The sequence below is a fragment of the Bradyrhizobium septentrionale genome (genome assembly GCF_011516645.4).
GTDB classification, from domain to species: Bacteria; Pseudomonadota; Alphaproteobacteria; order Rhizobiales; family Xanthobacteraceae; genus Bradyrhizobium; species Bradyrhizobium septentrionale.
On sequence record NZ_CP088285.1, the window covers coordinates 3060178 to 3078438 of the forward strand.

General features: G+C 65.2%; 19 protein-coding genes. 1 reads left to right on the forward strand and 18 read right to left on the reverse strand.

Going from position 1 to position 18261, the window contains the following annotated elements:
- Positions 1-15: 15 nt before the first annotated feature.
- Both nusA and rimP read right to left on the reverse strand, forming a co-directional pair.
- The gene (nusA, locus tag HAP48_RS16285) at positions 16-1632 is read right to left on the reverse strand and encodes a transcription termination factor NusA (RefSeq protein ID WP_166212691.1); all 1617 of its coding nucleotides are present in this window, start codon (positions 1630-1632) and stop codon (positions 16-18) included.
- Positions 1633-1635: 3 nt separating this feature from the next.
- Positions 1636-2412 (reverse strand): ribosome maturation factor RimP, encoded by a 777-nt coding sequence (gene rimP, locus HAP48_RS16290; RefSeq protein ID WP_166212688.1) that lies wholly within the window; start codon positions 2410-2412, stop codon positions 1636-1638.
- 347 nt (positions 2413-2759) lie between these two features.
- Here rimP and HAP48_RS16295 point away from each other — a divergent pair, with 347 nt between their 5' ends.
- Entirely contained in the window at positions 2760-3830 is a 1071-nt protein-coding gene (locus HAP48_RS16295; RefSeq protein ID WP_166212686.1) for a DUF2336 domain-containing protein, read from the forward strand.
- Positions 3831-4302: 472 nt separating this feature from the next.
- On the opposite strand, the gene HAP48_RS16300 is transcribed toward HAP48_RS16295, so the two are convergent.
- From HAP48_RS16300 to trpS, 16 genes are all read right to left on the reverse strand, one after another.
- Positions 4303-5040 carry a tRNA (guanine(46)-N(7))-methyltransferase TrmB gene (locus tag HAP48_RS16300; RefSeq protein WP_166212684.1) on the reverse strand — a complete coding sequence of 246 codons (738 nt, stop codon included), beginning with the start codon at positions 5038-5040 and terminating at the stop codon, positions 4303-4305.
- A complete protein-coding gene (locus tag HAP48_RS16305) occupies positions 5037-6161 on the reverse strand; it encodes a M20 family metallopeptidase (RefSeq protein WP_166212682.1) in 1125 nt (374 codons plus the stop codon). Before HAP48_RS16305 ends, HAP48_RS16300 begins: the two co-directional genes overlap by 4 nt.
- Before the next feature lie 216 nt (positions 6162-6377).
- Positions 6378-6785, reverse strand: coding sequence for a helix-turn-helix domain-containing protein (locus HAP48_RS16310; RefSeq protein ID WP_166212680.1), 408 nt, complete (start codon positions 6783-6785; stop codon positions 6378-6380).
- Between the two features lie 261 nt (positions 6786-7046).
- The gene (lnt, locus tag HAP48_RS16315) at positions 7047-8660 is read right to left on the reverse strand and encodes an apolipoprotein N-acyltransferase (protein WP_166212678.1); all 1614 of its coding nucleotides are present in this window, start codon (positions 8658-8660) and stop codon (positions 7047-7049) included.
- Entirely contained in the window at positions 8657-9769 is a 1113-nt protein-coding gene (locus HAP48_RS16320) for a hemolysin family protein (RefSeq protein WP_166212676.1), read from the reverse strand. Before HAP48_RS16320 ends, lnt begins: the two co-directional genes overlap by 4 nt.
- Position 9770: 1 nt before the next feature.
- Complete coding sequence (gene ybeY, locus HAP48_RS16325) at positions 9771-10268, reverse strand: rRNA maturation RNase YbeY (protein WP_166212674.1); 498 nt, start codon at positions 10266-10268, stop codon at positions 9771-9773.
- 68 nt (positions 10269-10336) lie between these two features.
- Positions 10337-11332, reverse strand: coding sequence for a PhoH family protein (locus tag HAP48_RS16330; RefSeq protein ID WP_175612322.1), 996 nt, complete (start codon positions 11330-11332; stop codon positions 10337-10339).
- Between the two features lie 65 nt (positions 11333-11397).
- A complete protein-coding gene (gene miaB, locus HAP48_RS16335) occupies positions 11398-12786 on the reverse strand; it encodes a tRNA (N6-isopentenyl adenosine(37)-C2)-methylthiotransferase MiaB (protein WP_166212670.1) in 1389 nt (462 codons plus the stop codon).
- A 61-nt stretch (positions 12787-12847) separates the two neighbouring features.
- Positions 12848-13546: an HAD family hydrolase gene (locus HAP48_RS16340; protein WP_166212666.1), complete on the reverse strand. Its 699-nt coding sequence runs from the start codon at positions 13544-13546 to the stop codon at positions 12848-12850.
- Between the two features lie 5 nt (positions 13547-13551).
- A complete protein-coding gene (locus HAP48_RS16345) occupies positions 13552-14004 on the reverse strand; it encodes a Fur family transcriptional regulator (RefSeq protein WP_029082423.1) in 453 nt (150 codons plus the stop codon).
- 66 nt (positions 14005-14070) lie between these two features.
- Positions 14071-14556, reverse strand: coding sequence for a ribosomal protein S18-alanine N-acetyltransferase (gene rimI, locus HAP48_RS16350; protein ID WP_166212662.1), 486 nt, complete (start codon positions 14554-14556; stop codon positions 14071-14073).
- Positions 14553-15248, reverse strand: a complete 696-nt coding sequence (gene tsaB, locus HAP48_RS16355) for a tRNA (adenosine(37)-N6)-threonylcarbamoyltransferase complex dimerization subunit type 1 TsaB (protein WP_166212657.1) — start codon at positions 15246-15248, stop codon at positions 14553-14555. Before tsaB ends, rimI begins: the two co-directional genes overlap by 4 nt.
- 88 nt (positions 15249-15336) lie before the next feature.
- Positions 15337-15906 carry a NifU family protein gene (locus HAP48_RS16360; protein ID WP_166212652.1) on the reverse strand — a complete coding sequence of 190 codons (570 nt, stop codon included), beginning with the start codon at positions 15904-15906 and terminating at the stop codon, positions 15337-15339.
- A 201-nt stretch (positions 15907-16107) separates the two neighbouring features.
- A complete protein-coding gene (locus HAP48_RS16365) occupies positions 16108-16602 on the reverse strand; it encodes a universal stress protein (RefSeq protein ID WP_166212648.1) in 495 nt (164 codons plus the stop codon).
- Positions 16603-16760: 158 nt separating this feature from the next.
- Positions 16761-17156, reverse strand: coding sequence for a DUF2314 domain-containing protein (locus HAP48_RS16370; RefSeq protein WP_166212645.1), 396 nt, complete (start codon positions 17154-17156; stop codon positions 16761-16763).
- A gap of 29 nt (positions 17157-17185) precedes the next feature.
- Positions 17186-18238: a tryptophan--tRNA ligase gene (gene trpS, locus HAP48_RS16375; protein ID WP_166212643.1), complete on the reverse strand. Its 1053-nt coding sequence runs from the start codon at positions 18236-18238 to the stop codon at positions 17186-17188.
- Positions 18239-18261 lie beyond the last annotated feature (23 nt).

Here is an 18261-nt window from a genome sequence, read left to right on the forward strand (position 1 = left end):
CCGTGGGCCATCTCCTTAGGTCGCCGCTTCTGCTTCGGCGGCCTCGGCCTCCTCAGCAGCAGGCTTGGCGAGGTCGGCCTCGGTGATCCAGCCGGCCTTCACGCGGGCCTGCATGATCATGGCCTCGGCCTCGTCGCGCGAGACCTCGATGCCATCGAGGAACCCGGCATGCTTGGTCGGTTCGCCGCCTTCCTTGCGCTCGGTCCAGCCGACCAGATCGTCGGTGGCGCAGCCGGCGAGGTCCTCGACGGTCTTCACGTCGTTCTCGCCGAGCTTCACCAGCATCTTCCCGGTGACGCCGGGCACGTCCTTCATGGCGTCCTCGACGCCGAGTTCCTTCCGCTTGGCTTCCAGTTCGGCCTCAAGCTGTTCCAGATATTCGCGGGCGCGGGTCTGCAGCTCGGTGGCGGTCTCCTCGTCGAAACCTTCGATGCCGGCGAGTTCCTTGATGTCGACCAGCGCGAGTTCCTCGACCGAGGTGAAGCCTTCGGAGGCGAGCAGCTGGCCGACCACTTCGTCGACATTGAGCGCTTCCATGAACACGCGGGTCGAATTCTCGAAGTCGGCCTGGCGGCGCTCCGACTCTTCCTGCTCGGTCAGGATGTCGATGTCCCAGCCGGTCAGCTGCGAGGCGAGGCGGACGTTCTGGCCGCGGCGGCCGATCGCCAGCGACAGCTGGTTGTTGGTGTCGGGAACCACGACCTCGATGCGCTCGCGGTCCTCGTCGATCACGACCTTGGCGACTTCGGCCGGCGCCAGCGCGTTGACCACGAAGGTCGCGATGTCGGGCGACCACGGGATGATGTCGATCTTCTCGCCCTGCAGCTCGTTCACCACGGCCTGCACGCGCGAGCCGCGCATGCCGACGCAGGCGCCGACCGGGTCGACCGAGGAATCGCGCGAGATCACGCCGATCTTGGCGCGCGAGCCCGGATCGCGGGCAACCGCCTTGATCTCGACGATGCCGTCATAGATTTCCGGCACTTCCTGCGCGAACAGCTTCGCCATGAACTGCGGATGGGTGCGCGACAGGAAAATCTGCGGACCGCGGGTCTCGCGGCGGACGTCGAAGATATAGGCGCGGACGCGGTCGCCGTTGCGGAACACTTCGCGCGGCAGCATCTCGTCGCGGCGCACGATCGCTTCGCCGCGGCCGAGGTCGACGATCACGCTGCCATATTCGACGCGCTTGACGATGCCGTTGACGATGTCGCCGATGCGGTCCTTGAATTCCTGGTACTGCCGGTCGCGCTCGGCCTCGCGCACCTTCTGCACGATCACCTGCTTGGCGGACTGCGCGGCGATGCGGCCATATTCCAGCGGCGGCAGCGTATCGGCGATGGTGTCGCCGACCTGGGCGCCCGGATTGGCGCGCTGCGCATCGTGCAGCGAAATCTGGTTCGACGAGTTCTCGACGATTTCGACCACCAGCATGTGGCGGGTCAGGCGAAGCTCGCCCTTCTTGGCGTCGATCTCGGCATGGACGTCGGTCTCGCTGCCGTAGCGGGCGCGGGCGGCCTTGGCGATGGCGTCTTCCATCGCCGCGATCACGATGGAGCGGTCGATCGACTTTTCGCGCGCAACTGCGTCTGCGATCTGCAGCAGTTCGAGTTTGTTGGCGCTGACTGCCATGGCTTAGTCTCCTTCGGATGGATCGATCTCGCCACGGCGCGCGCGTTCGGCGGCCAGGCGGTGCTTTTTGGTGTTGGTCGGAGCCGGCTTCCGGCCGGGCTCGTTACCAGGCTTGGGTTTCGGCTTCTGACTCTTCGCGGGATCGCTCTTCCTGGCGTGGGCCGGCTGCGGCGGCGCCAGGCCAAGCTCGCGGCGCAGCTCGCGCTCGGCGGCCTTGCCGCGGCGCATCGATTCCTCGATCAGCTCGTCGGTCAGCACCAGCCGCGCGTCAGAGATGTCTTCCATCACCAGCAGGACCTCGGCGTCCTCGCCGGTGCGCGGATCGTCGCGCTTGATGCGCACCGCATTGCCCTCGACGCCGGCGAGCAGGCCGCGGAACCGCTTGCGGCCCTGATGCGCCACCGCCATCTCGATCTTCACGAGATGACCGGTGTAGCGCTCGAAGTCGGAACGCCGCACCAGCGGGCGGTCGATGCCGGGCGATGAGATCTCCAGCCGGTAGGCGCGCTCGATCGGGTCGGCGACATCGAGCACCGGCGACAGCGCCCGCGAGATCGCCTCGCAATCCTCAAGCTGTATCGAGCCGTCGGGCCGTTCCGCCATGATCTGCACGGTGCAGCCGGCGTCGCCCGAGACCTTGATGCGCACCAGGCGATAGCCCATGCCCTGCAGCACCGGGACCGCGACCGCAGCGACACGCGCCGCGACCCCGGGCTCGACGACGAGCCGCGGCTCGGCGAGCAGTTCGGTGTCCACGGACGTGGCGGTCGGTTCGGTCATATCGAGTGTCAAAGGCTGTCTAAGGTCTAGAGGCTGCTGAGGTCTGTTGTGTTGTTCAAATGGCCTTAAGTGGCCGCTAACGCTACCCAAACCGAACCCGGCCTCGCTGGGTCCCGTCAGGTAATAAAAAAGAGCGGGTCCCGGGGGGCCCACTCTCCTACGCGATCGTATGAGATACCATAAGTTGCGGTGGATATAGCTCTTTTGCCCGGGGCCGGCAAGGCCTCCGTTTCAGGCGGAACGCGATTTTGCCGTTCCCCGGGAGCAGATTCGACCTAACCCTCCGTTTACGAACGGGACCATAGATTGCCGAAAACCGGCAGAAGCCGCCGGTTTGGACAAGGCTCATGACGACAGCCCCTGCGCTGATCCCGGAACTCGACGACATCGTTCGCCGCGGCGACCCCAAGCGCCGCGCCGAGGCCGCACGGCGGCTCGGCGAGTTGTTCCTGCAGGGCGCCGGGAGCTTTCGCGCCGACCATATCGACCTGTTCGACGGGGTGCTGACCAGCCTGGTCCCGCATGCCGAGCTTGCGGCACGGATCGATCTCGCCGAACGGCTCGCGCCGCTTGCCAATGCGCCGCGGCATCTGGTCGGGCAACTCGCCCGTGAGGATGATGTCGCGATCGCGGGCCCGCTGCTGCGCAAATCACCCGTCATCGACGATTCCGTGCTGGTCGAGATCGCCAATGCCAAGGGCCAGGGTCATCTGCTTGCGATGGCCGAGCGGTCGAAGCTTTCGACTGCGCTGACCGATGTCATCATCCGTCGCGGCGATCGCGACGTCATCCGATGCGCCGCCGGCAATGCCGGCGCCGCGTTCTCCGACGATTCCTTTGCGACGCTGGTGCGTCGCGCCGGTCGGGACGGCGTGCTGACGCTGCGGATCGGACGCCGCGACGATCTTCCGCCGGAGCATCTCAAGAGCCTGCTGGCCGGCTCGATCGACGTGATCCGCCGCCGGTTGCATAGCGTCGCCAAGCCGGAACGGCAGGCCGAGATCAAGCTCGCGATGAACGAGATCGAGGGTGTGGTCGCTGAGGTCGTCGGCCGCGATTTCGCAGCCGCGCTGCGCGCGATCCTGGCGCTGCATCGCGCCGGCGAATTGAACGAGGCGGCGGTGGCAGGCTTCGCAAAGGCGTTCAAATACGAGGAATGCGTGGCGGCGCTCGCCGCGATGACCGGCGTGAAGATCGTCACGCTCGACCGCCTGATCTCCGGCGATCGCTACGACCCGATCCTGATCGCCGGCAAGACGATCGGCTTCGAATGGCCGACCGTACGCGCCCTGATCCTGATGCGGCTCGGCGCCAACCGCGTGCCGTCACCGGCGGATATCGAAGGGGCGCGGGTGAATTTCGTTCGCCTGATGCCGTCGACCGCGCAGCGCGTCGTGGATTTCTGGAAGTCGCGGTAGGCACGCCAACTTGATTCCGTCATCCTGAGAGGATGTGAAACTTTGTCCTCATCCACTGTTGTCGTCGCCCGGCTCGACCGGGCGACCCAGTACGCCGCGGCCTATCGGCTCAAGCACGACCGTCTCTGGAATACTGGATCACCCGCATGCGCGGGTGATGACACCGAGCAAGCTGAGTAAGCCAATTCCGTCATCCTGAGGAGCGCCGCAGGCGCGTCTCGAAGGATGCACGGCCAAGCTGTTGCAGCCGGGCCGTCGTGCTTCGAGACGGCCGCGTTGCGGCCTCCTCAGCATGACGGATCATAATGCATGCTTCCCAAACCCAAAATCGTGCCGCCATGCTCGCATGGGAAGTGCCGCTGCACGAGAACGTGCGGCCGGTGGTCGAGCGCGAACCCGGAATCTCGAGGTTCCCCGGCGCGCAATTGCGCACCTGAGGTTCGATGCTACGCATCGCCCCGGAACGACGATGCTAAGACGTGCGACGAAATCGCAGATACGCCGCCTTGCGCCCTTCGCGTTCGGCCTTGGCGCCGTAGCGCGTCATCGTGTAGTTGGGCCACGGCTGTTGCCAGTCGATCGCACGCTCGGCGAGCCAGGCGAAGTCGGGCGAGCGCATCAGATGTGCGAGCGTCCAGGCGCAATAATCGTCGATGTCGCTGACGAAGCGGAATTCGCCGCCCGGCGGCAGCAATCGTGTCATGGCAGCGACCGTTGCATCCTGCACGAAGCGCCGCTTCCAGTGCCGCCGCTTCGGCCAGGGATCGGGATGAATCAGGTCGATGCGCGCCAGCGCGCGCGGCGGTGCCCAGGCCAACAGCTCGGCCGCGTCGCCGGCGAACAGGCGGATGTTGCCGATATTCTGCGCCTCGATGTGAGTCAGAATCTTCGCCATGCCGTTGACATAGGGCTCGCAGCCGATGAAGCCCGTCGCCGGAAATGCCTGCGCTTCCGCGATCAGATGCTCGCCGCCGCCGAAGCCGATCTCGAGCCTGACATCCCCGATCCCGTCATCGAACAATTCGGTCAGCGTCGCAGGCGCGGGGCCAGCGATGTCGAGCGCCAGATGCGGCAGCAGATTGTCGATCAGATCGGCCTGGTGCGCGCGCAGCTTGTGGCCCTTGCGCCGCCCGAAAAACGAGCCGCGCGAATGTGCCATCGCGCCGTCGTCGGATGGATCACGATCATTGTCGTCAGGCGCAGATATCATCGCAGCGTTTGATAGAGGCGGTGGAGCAGCCGCGCGCGCGGCTCGATCGACGAGACATAGAGCTGCTCGTAATGGGTATGCGCGCCCTTGCCGTCGACGCCGAGACCGTCGAGCGTTGCGGTATGCGGCGCGGTGAAATTGCCGTCGGAGCCGCCGCCGGTGAAGACGTCGAGCAGCTCGAAGCCGAGTTCGGCGGCAAGCTCCCTGGCGTGTTCGTAAAGCGCGGCGCCGGCGTTGCTCTTCTCGTAGGGCGGACGGTTCAATTCGCCTGTCACCTTCACGCCGACGCCCTCGGTGCGCGCGGTGATCCCGAGGATCTTCGGCACCAGCTCGTCGGCATCGGCGATGGTCGGCACGCGCAGGTCGACTTCCGCATAGGCCTCCTCGGCGATCACGTTCGGCTTGGTGCCGCCGCGGACGACGCCGACATTGACGGTGATGCCGCGCTTGAGATCGTTCATCGCCTCCAGCGCCAGGATCACATGGCCGAGCTCCCGGATCGCGCTGCGGCCGTCCTCGGGGCGCGTGCCTGCATGCGCCGGTGCGCCCTTGATATGCACGTCGAAGCGCGCGACGCCCTTGCGTCCGGTGACGATCTTGCCGCCGTCGCGCGCGGGCTCGGTCACCAGCACGTATTTGGCCTTGCGGCCCTCGGCCTCGATCAGCGCCCGCGAGGTTGGGCTGCCGATCTCTTCGTCCGAGACGTAGAGTTGGGTGATGCCGAGCGGCGGGCGCGCGTCATCTGCGCAGATCTGCCGGAACGCATGATAGGCGAGATAGGCGCCGCCCTTCATGTCGTAGATGCCGGGGCCGAACGCGCTGTCGCCTTCGATCTTGAATGGTAACCGATCGATGAATCCCATCGGATGAACTGTATCAAGATGGCTCAGCACCAGAATGCCCGGTGCGTCCTGCCCCCAGGACGAGCGCGCGACCAAATGATCGCCGCAGCCGTCACGTCCCGCAATGCGTTCGACGGTGGCCGGCAGGTCGCGATATTCAGAGGCCACGAGATCAGCCAGCCTGTTGACCTGATCCGGCCGCTCCGTCGGAGACTCGATCTCGACCCAGCGGCGAATGCCGTCGAGAATCGACGTGGTTTCGAACGGGTTGCTGGACATGTTGTTGTTGCTGCCTGTGAGTTCGCTTTATCATTCAGCGCACGCGAGCATGATCCGGAAAACTGCGAAGCGGCTTTCCCTCGCGGCAAACGCGTAAGCGTTTGCGGGTAGATCATGCTCAAACAACGAGCTAAGTCGCGACGACTGATCGCGCCTTGGCGTGCGCCGGAATGACATATTCCAGATTTGACGATCTCTCAAACGGATATGGCCGGATCAGGCCTGTTCGGGCGCCTCGCGCGCCGCGATCTGCTCGACGATGCTGCGGCGGAGCTTGGCGTCGGCGATGCGCGTGAACGCGCGGGTCAGGGCCAGGCCTTCTGCGGTTGCCAGAAAATCCGAGACATAGCTCGGCGAGGCGCCCTCGCTGAAGCCGTCGGCGGTCCTGATGCCGCTCGGGCCGCCGTCGAACAGGAAGGAGACCGGCACCTGCAGGATTTCGGAGATCTGCTGCAGCCGGCTGGCACCGACACGATTGGTGCCCTTCTCGTATTTCTGCACCTGCTGGAACGTCAGGCCTAACGCCTCGCCCAGTTTCTCCTGACTCATGCCGAGCATGATGCGTCGCATGCGGACGCGGCTGCCGACATATTTGTCAACAGGATTGGGCGCTTTGGTGGACATTTCCAACTCTCCTAAGGGATTGCGCGCCCGTGGCTGAGGCAAGTTGGAAGTGGAGTATGCCTCAGGCGCCGGTGCCGTCAAATCCTGCAAGGAGGATCGGGACGAAATGCGGACAATTTGCGCAAAGGGGCTGACTTGGCTTGTGATTTCGCGTGGACCCGTACAATGCGAAGTGCACAGTCGATCTGTCAACTGGTGGAATCGCGCTGAGGTAAATTTCGACACTTTTTCGGGTTCGGCGACAACTGCCGATATGTGTGGTCAGGCTTTTCGCCTCACAAAACGTCGCCGCAGCACGAACAGCAGCGCTGTGATCACAATCACAGCGGCGGGGATGTTCCCGATGCGCGCATAGATCGTCGGCGCCAGCGCCGCGGGCAGCCCGGCGTCGAGCACGCCTTCGATGCCGAGCCCAAGCTGAGCGACGATCCGCCCAGCCGGGTCGATGATGGCCGAGATGCCCGTATTGGCGGCGCGCACCATCGGCAGGCCTTCCTCGATCGAGCGCAGCCGGGCCTGCTGCAAGTGCTGATAGGGGCCGGTCGAGATTCCGAACCAGCCGTCATTGGTGACATTGACGATCCAGCCGGGACGGTCGTCGCGGCTCACCACATTGCCGGGAAAGATCGCCTCGTAGCAGATCAGGGGCAAAGCGCGCGGCGCATTCGGAATGTCTAGGGTCCGGCGGATGGTGCCCGGAATGTAGCCGCCCTGCATCTTGGTCAGCTGCTCGAAGCCGAGCTTCTCCATCCAGTCCTGGAACGGCAGATATTCGCCGAACGGCACCAGATGCAGCTTGTCGTAGACCGCCAGCACGCTGCCATCATGGTCGATGACGTAGATCGAATTGTAGGCGCGCGTGACGCGGACGCCGGGCGGCAGGTCGGGCGCACGCACCGAGCCTGTGATCAGCACGGTTCCCTTTGGCAGCAGCTCGGCAATCTGCGCCATCGCGTCGGCTTCCTTGGTCAGGAAGAACGGAAACGCGGATTCCGGCCAGATCAGGATGGTGGAATCGCTCACGCCCGTGGAGTGCGGCCCCGAGGCCCGATCCGACAGAGTGAGATATTTCTGCATCACCGCCGCCTTGGCGGAGTAGTTGAACTTGGCGTCCTGCTGCAGATCGGGCTGCATGATGCGGAGCTTGACGCCGTCGACCATCCTGGTCGGCTCCTGCGCGAGGCGGACTACGCCGAACGCCAGCATCGCCGCCAGAACCAGCACGGCCGCGACCGGTGCGCGCCACGGCTTGCGGCCGCGTGAGGCGCCGTCGATCAGCACGGCGGGGCTCGCGAAGATCGCGATCGCCAGGAACGTCATGCCCCACAGCCCGATCAGCGACGCGGTCTGGGCGAGCGCCAATGGTTCGGTCAGCGCGTAACCGAACGCATTCCACGGAAAGCCGCTCAGGAGATGACCGCGCAGCCACTCCGATATCGTCAGGCTGACCGCGAGCGCCAGCACGCGCGAGGCGTCGCGCGGCCAGATCAGCCGCGCCAGTGCGAAACCGAAGGCGGTGAACAGCGCGAGATAGGCGGGCAGGCCGAGCACGGCGAATGGCGTCAGCCAGGCGAAGGTCTGCGCATCGACGAAGAACGCGTAGCCGATCCAGTACAGGCCCGGCACGAAATAGCCGAGGCCGAACCAGAAGCCGGACAGCGCCGCCGCGGGCACGCCGCGCCAGCGCCCGGCGGCACTGCCGTCGATCAGCCAGACCGCGATGGAGAAGGTCAAAAACAGAACCGGCCAGGCGTTGAACGGGGCCATCGCCAGCGCCGACAACGCGCCGGCCGTGAGCGCGAGGACGGCGCGCTTCCATCCCCAGGTCAGGATGACCGCAAGGCCGATCGATCGGAGCCGGTCGGAGAGTCTCACTGCGGTCCGGCTCCCTCGCCGGGCGGCGGCAAATTGTCATTCGCCTGTGGCGTTCCGGAGTCCGGGGTCTGCTCGCGGCGCCGCTCGCGCTCCTTGCGCGGCGTCGGCCGTTCCTTGCGCGCGCTGATTCGCACCCGTTTGACCCGCCGCGGATCGGCGTCGAGCACCTCGACCTCGTAATTGCCGGGCCCCGAGATCACCTCGCCGCGCACCGGCAGCCGGCCGACAAACGACACCAGATAGCCGCCGAGCGTCTCGACCTCCTCGCCGGCCTCGCCGATCACGAAATCCTCGCCGATCACCGAGCGGACATCGTCGAGGCTGGCGCGCGCATCGGCGATGAAGGAGTTGTCGGCCTGGCGAACGATCGACGGGGGTTCGTCCGAATCGTGCTCGTCGTCGATCTCGCCGACGATCTGCTCGACGATATCCTCGATCGACACTAGCCCGTCGGTGCCGCCATATTCGTCGACCACCAGCGCGAGATGGATGCGCGAGGCCTGCATCTGCGCCAAGAGGTCGATCGCTCGCATCGACGGCGGGATGTAGAGCAGCTTGCGGATGATGTTGGCGTCCGCCAGCGGCAGCGCGAGATCGACGCTGCGCAGGTCGAGGCCCGCCGGGAACGGCTTCTTGCGTCGCGTCTTGGTCGCGTCGGTGACGCGCGCTCTCGCGGTCATGAAGGCGAGCAAATCGCGGATATGCACCATGCCCTCGGGGTCGTCGAGGGTTTCGTTGTAGACGACGAGCCGCGAATGCGCCGCGCTCTCGAACAGGCTCATCAATTCGCCGAGCGGAATGTCGCGCTTGACCGCGACGATGTCGGCGCGATGCACCATGACGTCGGCGATCCGCCGCTCGTTCAGCGACAGGATGTTGCGCAGCATGGTGCGCTCGATCGCCGAGAAGCCGACGTCGTCGGGCGTCGAGGCGTCGAGCACCACCTGCAGGTCGTCGCGCACCGAGCCGGCCTTCCAGCCGAACAGCGTGCGGATCGCGCGCACCAGCCAGCCTTCGGCGGGGGGGCGCTGCACCTCGCCTTCGTGCACCACGGCGGGCAGGTTGCCCACGTTGCGCGGATTGTCGTGGGTTGGTTCGGAATCCGGCATGTCAGGCGGTCCGGTCCGCATAGGGGTCGGGAATGCCGAGAGAAGAGAGGATCTCGCGCTCGAGCGCCTCCATGTCCTCGGCATCGTCGTCGTTCTCGTGGTCGTAACCGATCAGATGCAGGAAGCCATGCACCGCGAGATGGCTCAAATGATGGTCGAACGGCTTCTGTTCTTCATCGGCCTCCCGCCGCGTCGTCTGATAGGCGATCGCGATATCGCCGAGCATGCGCGGAGCATCGTCGTCGCCGCCGGCGCCTTCCGGCTGCAGCGCCGGAAACGACAGCACGTTGGTCGGCTTGTCGATGCTGCGCCAGTTGGCGTTCAGCGTGCGGATGCCGGCGTCGTCGGTCAGCATCACTGCAAGCTCGGCATCGGCAACATCGGCGTCGGCGATCGTGGCGGCAGCCTCGATCGCGCGATGAATCACCGCGTCGGCGTCGGGCTCGGCCTGCCAGCAGTCGGCGGTGACGAGAACCTCAGTTGCAGGACAAGCAGACACGGTCGTTTCAAAATCTGCGTTATGGCCGGAACCCGCGTCGTGCGGGCTCGCGGCCGAAGCTATTGGTCTCAAGATCTGGCGTTTGCCGGCTTTTGCGGCAATCCCTCATAGGCGGCCACGATGCGCGCCACCAATTCATGGCGGATGACGTCCTCGGCCTTGAAATGCACCTGGGCAATGCCCTCGACGCCATCGAGCAGCTTCACGGCTTCCGTGAGCCCTGAAGCCTGGCCATGCGGCAGGTCGACCTGCGACGGGTCGCCGGTGACGATCATCCGGCTGTTCTCGCCGAGACGTGTCAAAAACATCTTCATCTGCATCGTCGTGGTGTTCTGCGCCTCGTCGAGGATGATGGCGGCATTGGTCAGGGTGCGGCCGCGCATGAAGGCGAGCGGCGCGATCTCGATCTCGTTGCCCTGCAGCGCGCGTTCGACGACGCGGGCATCCATCAGATCGTACAGCGCGTCGTAGATCGGGCGCAGATACGGATCGACCTTCTCCTTGAGGTCGCCGGGCAGGAAGCCGAGCCGCTCGCCGGCCTCGACCGCGGGCCGCGTCAGGATGATGCGATCGACCTCCTTGCGCTCGAACAGTTGCGCCGCATGGGCGACCGCGAGCCAGGTCTTGCCGGTGCCGGCCGGGCCGATGCCGAACACCAGCTCGTGCCGCTTCAGCGCGCGGATGTAGGAATCCTGCGCCGCGGTGCGGGCGCGCACCGGGCGCTTGCGCAAATTGATGGTCTCGAAAGTCGGCTTGGCGGTCTTGTTGTCGAATTCGAACAGCGATCCCTGTGCGATCACGGCCCGGATCGCGCCTTCGACCTCGCCCTGATCGAGATCGTGGCCTTCGACGGCCTGCGCATAGAGTGTCTCGAGCACGCGCCGCGCGGCGTCGCAGCCGTCGCGGGAGCCTGCGATGGTGAGGTGATTGCCGCGGGAATCGACCACAACGCCGAGCCGCCGCTCAATCAGCGCCAGATTCTGTCCGTAAGGGCCGACCAGTGCGGATGCGGCGCGATTGTCGTCGAAATCGATGACGACCTGGGTCTCAGGGGGAATTTGCATGTCGCGGTCAGGTTTGCGGCTGGGAGCAAGCGAAGGCGAATCCGATGCGCTTTTGGGCAAGGATTTCAGGCTCCAATGGTCTGCGAAATGAAATTTGGTGCGGCTGTCGTCGCCAGCTCGCCGATCAGGCTGTAGCGCTCGAGGCTGTCGATCCTCACCGGGAAGACCTGGCCGATAATGTCAGGCGATGCCATCACATGGGCGGGCTGCAAATAGGCGGTACGGCCGACGATCTGGCCCGGATTGCGCGCGGCGCGCTCGAACAGCACTTCCACTGTCGTGCCGATCGCGGCCCGGTTGAAGGCCGATTGCTGGCTGTCGATCAGTTCCTGAAGCCGCCCCAAGCGCTCGTCCATCTCGGCTGCTGACACCGTCTCCCGCATCTCCGCCGCCGGCGTGCCCGGCCGTGGCGAATACTTGAATGAATATGCCGCAGCGTACCCGATTTGCGTGACAAGCGCGAGAGTGGCGGAAAATTCTTCCTCAGTCTCTCCGGGGAAGCCCACGATAAAATCTGATGAAAAAGCAATGTCTTGCCGCGCGGCACGGAACCGGTCGATGACGCGCCGGTAGTCATCGGCGGTATGCTTGCGGTTCATGGCCGCGAGGATCCGGTCCGCCCCCGATTGCACCGGCAGGTGCACGAACGGCATCAGCTCGGGCAGATCCCGATGCGCCGCGATCAACTCGTCGTCGACGTCGCGGGGATGGCTGGTCGAATAGCGCAGCCGTGTGACGCCGGGAATGGCGGCGAGCCGCTGCAGCAACTTGCCGAGCGGCCAGACGCGGCCGTCGGGACCTTCGCCGTGATAGGCGTTGACGTTCTGTCCGATCAGCGTGAATTCGCGCACACCGTTGTCGGCGAGCTGCTTGACGTCGTCGATGATCCTGGCGACCGGACGCGAGACTTCCGCGCCGCGCGTATAGGGCACCACGCAGAAGGTGCAGAACTTGTCGCAGCCTTCCTGCACCGTGACGAAGGCGGAGATGCCGCGGGCGCGGATCGCCTCCGGCTTCGGCTGCGGCAGGAAGCCGAACTTGTCCTCGACCGGGAATTCGGTTTCCAGCGCGCGGCCGTTTTGCTTGGCGCGCTTCAAGATCTCGGGCAGATGATGATAGCTCTGCGGCCCGACCACGATGTCGACGGTCGGCGCGCGATGGATGATCTCGGCGCCCTCGGCCTGCGCGACGCAGCCGGCGACCGCGATCTTCATCTCGCGGCCCTGGCGCGCGGCCTCATCCTTGGCGACGCGGAGCCGGCCGAGTTCGGAATAGACCTTCTCCGACGCCTTCTCGCGGATGTGGCAGGTGTTGAGGATCACGAGGTCGGCGTCGTCGGCGCTCGCGGTCTCGACAAAGCCCTCGCTGGCCAGCGTGTCCACCATGCGCTGCGCATCGTAGACGTTCATCTGGCAGCCATAGGACTTGATGTGCAGCTTGCGCGGCGTCGTCATGGAACCCTGAATGCGAAAAGGAAACGGCGCCATCGGGGCGCCGGGGCTGAAATATAGCTTATTAAACCGGCGAAAAGCCAGCGATCGAGCCCTGTTTTTGGCCGGCCTGGGCGATCAAATCGGGCAATTGGCGCATATCGGCGAATGTGACGGCGGCGCCGGCCTGGCGCAGCAGGTCCTCATGGTCCGCCGTGCAATGGCTGCCGCCGTGGAAACCGAGCACGGTCATCCCGGCGGCGCGGGCGCCGGTGACGCCGGCCACGCTGTCCTCGATTACGACGCAGCGCGCGGGGGCGGCGCCCATCTGCCCGGCGGCGAACAGGAAGAGATCGGGCGCCGGCTTGCCGCGCTTGACCTGCGTGGCGGAGAAAATGTGCGGCGCGAGCTGGTCGTAGAGCCCGGCACAGGTCAGGCCGTGATGGATCTTTTCCGGCGTGCCGCTGGACGCCACGCATTTCGGCAGATCGAGCGCGGCAATAGCGTCGCCGACATGCGCGATCGCGCTGAGATCGTCGGCATAGAGACTGAGCGTCGCATGCTTGACCTCGGCCTCGAAGGTGTCAGGCAATGCGCGGCCGATTTCGCCCTCCACGATTCGCCGCGCCTCGCGGTCGGAGACGCCGAGGAAGCGCTTCAGCACGCCGTCCGGCGTGATCGGAAAGCCGTGACGGGTCAGCGTTTCCGCATGCGCGCGACAGGAAATCACTTCGCTGTCAACAAGCACGCCGTCGCAATCGAAGATGACGAGATCGAAGCCCACCCGGTTTACGACTTGCTGTCTTCGTCGAGCGGGACGCAATAGAGCTCGAGGCGGTGATCGACCAGCTTGTAGCCGAGCTTGCGCGCGATCTCGGCCTGCAGCTTCTCGATTTCCTCGGAGGTGAATTCGATCACCTTGCCGTCGCGCAGATTGATCAGGTGGTCGTGATGGCTCTCGGGCATCTGCTCGTAGCGCGCACGGCCCTCGCGGAAGTCGTGACGCTCGATGATCCCGGCGTCCTCGAACAGCTTGACGGTGCGATAGACCGTCGAGATCGAGATCTTGTCGTCGACCGCGACGCAGCGGCGATAGAGCTCCTCGACATCAGGGTGATCCATGGCCTCCGCCAGCACCCGCGCGATCACGCGACGCTGTTCGGTCATGCGCATGCCGGTCGCGGCGCAGCGCGCCTCGATGCCAGTATTTTTATGCGCAGGCGGGATTTTCACCGTGGTCATGTGTTTCGGGCCGTATTCTTCAAACCTTGGGTGGCAGAGCGGGGCTTTTCTGCCATCGCGCGGATGTTACGACAAGTCGCGCCGCATCAGAAGCGCGTTCAAATGTTCCCCGCCGGGCTGCTTGTAATAGCGTTCGCGGCGGCCGATCACGCCGAATCCGGCCCTTTCATAGAGCCGTCGCGCCGGCTGATTGTTCTCCTCCACCTCGAGGAAGATGGTGCGGATGCCGCGGCCGGCAAGATGGCCGAGATGGGTCAAGAGCAGGTCGCGCGACAGGCCGCGCCCGCGCTGATTGGAATCGATCGCAATCGACAGGATTTCCGCTTCGTCCGCCGCCATCCGCGACACGGCAAAGCCGATCACCTTGCGTCCCTGCCGCAACCGGTGCACCAGCGTGTTGCGCTCGGTCAGCATCGCCTCGAATTCGCTTTCGCCCCAGCCGCGGTGAAACGACGCGCCATGCAATTGCGCGAGCCGCGCCGCGTCACGCAGGGATGCGGGCTCGACCGCGGGCGTGCCGCCGCCCCACCATCGTGACAGCCAGCCGGTCATGTCGATGGCGGCGTGCTGACTTCGAGGCGATCCTTCGGCGGCTTCGCGTCGGGTGCGCGCAGATAGAACGGCCGCGGCGGCGCAGTGTCGGGATCCACGGCCGCGCCGACCCAGGCAACCCAGGTAATGTCGGGCGCAGGCTGCCTGTCGACCTTGACCGGCGGCGCAGCGTCCGCGGGCCAGCGCTCGGCAAGGATATTGGCGGCGTTGCCGACCAGATGCAGCGCGCCGAACTGTGCGGCCTCGAGCGCTTCCGCGATCGGCGCAACCTTTGGCTTGAGCATCAAGCTGCCGTCGCCGCCCACCAGCTGGAAATAGACGTGATCGTGCCGCGCATCGATCGCCGACAGGATCGGGTGCTCGCCATTCTCGGCAACCACAGGCGCGGCATAGGCGGCGAGCGTCGACAGTCCGACCACCGGCTTTTCCGCTGACAGCGCGAGGCCGCGCGCTGCCGAGAGGCCGACGCGGAGGCCGGTGAAACTGCCGGGGCCGGTGGTGACGGCGATGCGGTCAAGCCCGACAAAGCCGATGCCGCTCTCTTTCATTACGCGCGCAATCAGCGGCATCAGCGCCTCGGCATGGCCGCGCTGCATCGCCTGGGATTCGATGGCGATAGTATTGCCGGAGGTGGTGTCGAGCACCGCCGCGGAGCAGGCGTCGAGCGCGGTATCGATGGCGAGAATCATCATGGGAGGGCGAATAGCGAACAGGGAATGGCGAATTGGCAATTACAGGAGAACGCTATTTGCCATTCGCCACGCGCCATTCGCCGCTCCATCACATCGGCCGGACTTCCTGCACGTCGGGCACGAAGTGCCGCAGCAGGTTCTGGATGCCGTGTTGCAAGGTTGCGGTCGATGACGGGCAGCCGGCGCAGGAGCCCTTCATGTTGAGATAGACGATGCCGTCCTTGAAGCCGCGGAAGGTGATGTCGCCGCCGTCATTGGCGACTGCGGGACGCACGCGGGTCTCGATCAGGTCCTTGATCTGCTCGACCGTCTCGGCGTCTGCCTCGTCGAAGAACTCGTCTTCCTCATCGCGTGCGTCGTCGCTGGCCGCGGTGCCGTCGGCGAGCAGCGGCGCGCCGGACATGTAGTGCTCCATGATCGCGCCGAGGATCGCGGGCTTGAGGTGCTGCCAGTCGCCGTCCGCCTTCGTCACGGTGACGAAGTCGGCGCCGTAGAACACGCCGGTGACGCCGGTGACGGCGAACAGCCGTTCGGCAAGCGGCGAGCGTCGCGCCGACTCAGGTGAGGAAAACTCCATGGTGCCGCTGTCGAGCACCATGCGGCCCGGAATGAATTTCAGGGTGGCGGGATTAGGCGTGGCTTCGGTCTGGATGAACATTTGCTGTCTCCGGCGTCGCCGGTTCAAGGCCGGCGCGTTGGGTTCCGTTATAGCGTTTTCGAGCGAATTGGTACCGGTTCGCGTGAAGAAAACGCGTCAAATCAAGGAGTCAGATGGCAATTAAAAAGCCCGCGATCAAGCCGCAAAACCGCGGTTCCGGGCCCGCATCCATGCTCTGGAGCGGTTTCGGGCCCGATAATGCTAGGACAGGGCGTCGATCTCGGCGTCGGTCAGGCCGCCGGGCACGATGGTCACCGGGATCGGGAACGCCCCCATAGTCTTGGCCATGGTGGTGATGATCGGTCCGGGCCCCTCGGCGCCCGGATTGGCGGCCAGCACCAGCATCGCGATATCGACGTCCTTGTCGATCACGTCGAGGATCTGCTCGACAGGGTCGCCCTCGCGAATCACCCGCTCCGGGGTGATCGCGGCGATGCCGTTGGCGCGGCCGGCGGCGCGGTCGAGCGCCTCATTGGCCGCCTCCTCGGCCTCCGCGCGCATGATGTCGGCCACCCCGAGCCATTGCTGGTTCTGGTCCTCGGTCTCGATCACCCGCAGCATCAGGACGCCGCCGCCGACCCGGATCGCCCACCGGCTGGCGTAATAGACCGCGCGATCCCATTCCGCCGTGTCGTCAACGATGACGAGGCATTTCGGCTTGTGACCTGTCTCGTAGCTTCGTCGCTGGGTGGTCATGCATCTCCCGGTGCTGGCCACGAGCATGATCCGGAGCCGGAGGCCGCGTCAGCGAAAAGTGTGAAGCGGTTTTCCGAACCAGATCATGCTCAAACAAGGCCCATGGTGCCACGGCGCGGCCGTTTCCGACAAGCGGCGTTGCAGCGTCGGAGCGCGTTCTAGCTTGCGCGATCCCACGGGATAGGAGCGGGCGCCTTCGCAAGTGCGACACTGGCCTCATCGGCGTGGGCGACCGCAATGATGTGCCGATACTCGAACGGCAACTCGGTTCCGAGCCAGAATTGATCGTTTTCTGCGATCGAGTTGGGCTGGTTGTCCAGCATCCCGATATAGCCGGTCGGGGTACGTTCGCGGACGATCACCCACATTCGCTCCACGGCCCCGTGTTCGTCACCCTCGACGGCGATCTTGAAGATCAACTTGGCGAGGTCGCCAGGCTGGAGAAGGCGCCGCAGCGCCAGATCCGGGATGTGAAAGGTTGCCGGAGCCGCGCGATGGTACTCCTCGCCATCTTCGAGACACCAGCCGTCTCTGACGTAGTCGGGTGTCCTCACGAACCGACAGCGTTCGTTGAACGCTCTCCCTAGCGCGGGCGGATGAAGCCGACGATGTCCTTGGTGATGCGCATGGTCTCGTCGGCAATGCCGCGGGCGCGGTTGGCGCCGTCGGCCAGCACTGCGTCGACATGGCCGGGATCGGCGACCAGCTTCTTCATCTCGGAGGCGATCGGAGCCAGTTTTGCGACGCACACCTCGACCAGCGCGTTCTTGAAGCTGGAGAATTGCCCGCCGCCGAACTGCGTCAGCACGTCCTGCTTGGAGACGCCGGCCAGCGCAGCATAGATGCCGACCAGATTGTCGGCCTCGGGCCGCGGCTCCAGGCCCTTCTCCTCCGACGGCAGCGGCTCCGGATCGGTCTTCGCCTTGCGGATCTTCTGCGCGATGGTATCGGCGTCGTCGGTGAGGTTGATGCGCGAATTGTCCGACGCATCCGATTTCGACATCTTCTTGGTGCCGTCGCGCAGGCTCATCACCCGGGTCGCCGGCCCCGTGATCAGCGGCTCGGGTTGCGGGAACAACAGGCCGTCGGCAAAGCCGTGGCCGCGGATCGAATCCGCGAAGTCGTTGTTGAATTTCTGCGCGATATCCCGCGACAGCTCCAGATGCTGCTTCTGGTCCTCGCCGACCGGCACATGGGTCGCGCGGTACAGCAGGATGTCGGCGGCCATCAGCACCGGATAATCGTAGAGGCCGATGGAGGCGTTCTCGCGGTCCTTGCCGGCCTTCTCCTTGAACTGCGTCATGCGGTTCAGCCAGCCGATCCGGGCGACGCAGTTGAAGATCCAGGTCAGCTCGGCATGGCCGGCGATCTGGCTCTGGTTGAACACGATGTGCTTCCTGGCATCGATGCCCGAGGCGATGAAGGCCGCGGTCACCTCGCGGGTGTTGCGCGCGAGCTCGGCCGGGCCGCCCCAGACCTCGACGCCCTGCGTGATCGCATGCATGTCGACGACGCAATAGATGCAGTTATGGGTCTGCTGCATCTTCACGAAGTTGACGATGGCGCCGAGATAGTTGCCGAGGTGCAGATTGCCCGTCGGCTGGACGCCTGAGAAAACCCGTTCAACGAACGCCATGGTCTCGATTCCCGGAAATGGTC

What these genes read in the sequence shown, in the direction of transcription:
- nusA (WP_166212691.1), bottom strand. Translation starts at nt 1,632, where the DNA reads ATGGCAGTCAGCGCCAACAAACTCGAACTGCTGCAGATCGCAGACGCA.
- rimP (WP_166212688.1), bottom strand. Translation starts at nt 2,412, where the DNA reads ATGACCGAACCGACCGCCACGTCCGTGGACACCGAACTGCTCGCCGAG.
- HAP48_RS16295 (WP_166212686.1), top strand. Translation starts at nt 2,760, where the DNA reads ATGACGACAGCCCCTGCGCTGATCCCGGAACTCGACGACATCGTTCGC.
- HAP48_RS16300 (WP_166212684.1), bottom strand. Translation starts at nt 5,040, where the DNA reads ATGATATCTGCGCCTGACGACAATGATCGTGATCCATCCGACGACGGC.
- HAP48_RS16305 (WP_166212682.1), bottom strand. Translation starts at nt 6,161, where the DNA reads ATGTCCAGCAACCCGTTCGAAACCACGTCGATTCTCGACGGCATTCGC.
- HAP48_RS16310 (WP_166212680.1), bottom strand. Translation starts at nt 6,785, where the DNA reads ATGTCCACCAAAGCGCCCAATCCTGTTGACAAATATGTCGGCAGCCGC.
- HAP48_RS16320 (WP_166212676.1), bottom strand. Translation starts at nt 9,769, where the DNA reads ATGCCGGATTCCGAACCAACCCACGACAATCCGCGCAACGTGGGCAAC.
- HAP48_RS16330 (WP_175612322.1), bottom strand. Translation starts at nt 11,332, where the DNA reads ATGCAAATTCCCCCTGAGACCCAGGTCGTCATCGATTTCGACGACAAT.
- miaB (WP_166212670.1), bottom strand. Translation starts at nt 12,786, where the DNA reads ATGACGACGCCGCGCAAGCTGCACATCAAGTCCTATGGCTGCCAGATG.
- HAP48_RS16345 (WP_029082423.1), bottom strand. Translation starts at nt 14,004, where the DNA reads ATGACCACGGTGAAAATCCCGCCTGCGCATAAAAATACTGGCATCGAG.
- rimI (WP_166212662.1), bottom strand. Translation starts at nt 14,556, where the DNA reads ATGACCGGCTGGCTGTCACGATGGTGGGGCGGCGGCACGCCCGCGGTC.
- tsaB (WP_166212657.1), bottom strand. Translation starts at nt 15,248, where the DNA reads ATGATGATTCTCGCCATCGATACCGCGCTCGACGCCTGCTCCGCGGCG.
- HAP48_RS16360 (WP_166212652.1), bottom strand. Translation starts at nt 15,906, where the DNA reads ATGTTCATCCAGACCGAAGCCACGCCTAATCCCGCCACCCTGAAATTC.
- HAP48_RS16365 (WP_166212648.1), bottom strand. Translation starts at nt 16,602, where the DNA reads ATGACCACCCAGCGACGAAGCTACGAGACAGGTCACAAGCCGAAATGC.
- trpS (WP_166212643.1), bottom strand. Translation starts at nt 18,238, where the DNA reads ATGGCGTTCGTTGAACGGGTTTTCTCAGGCGTCCAGCCGACGGGCAAT.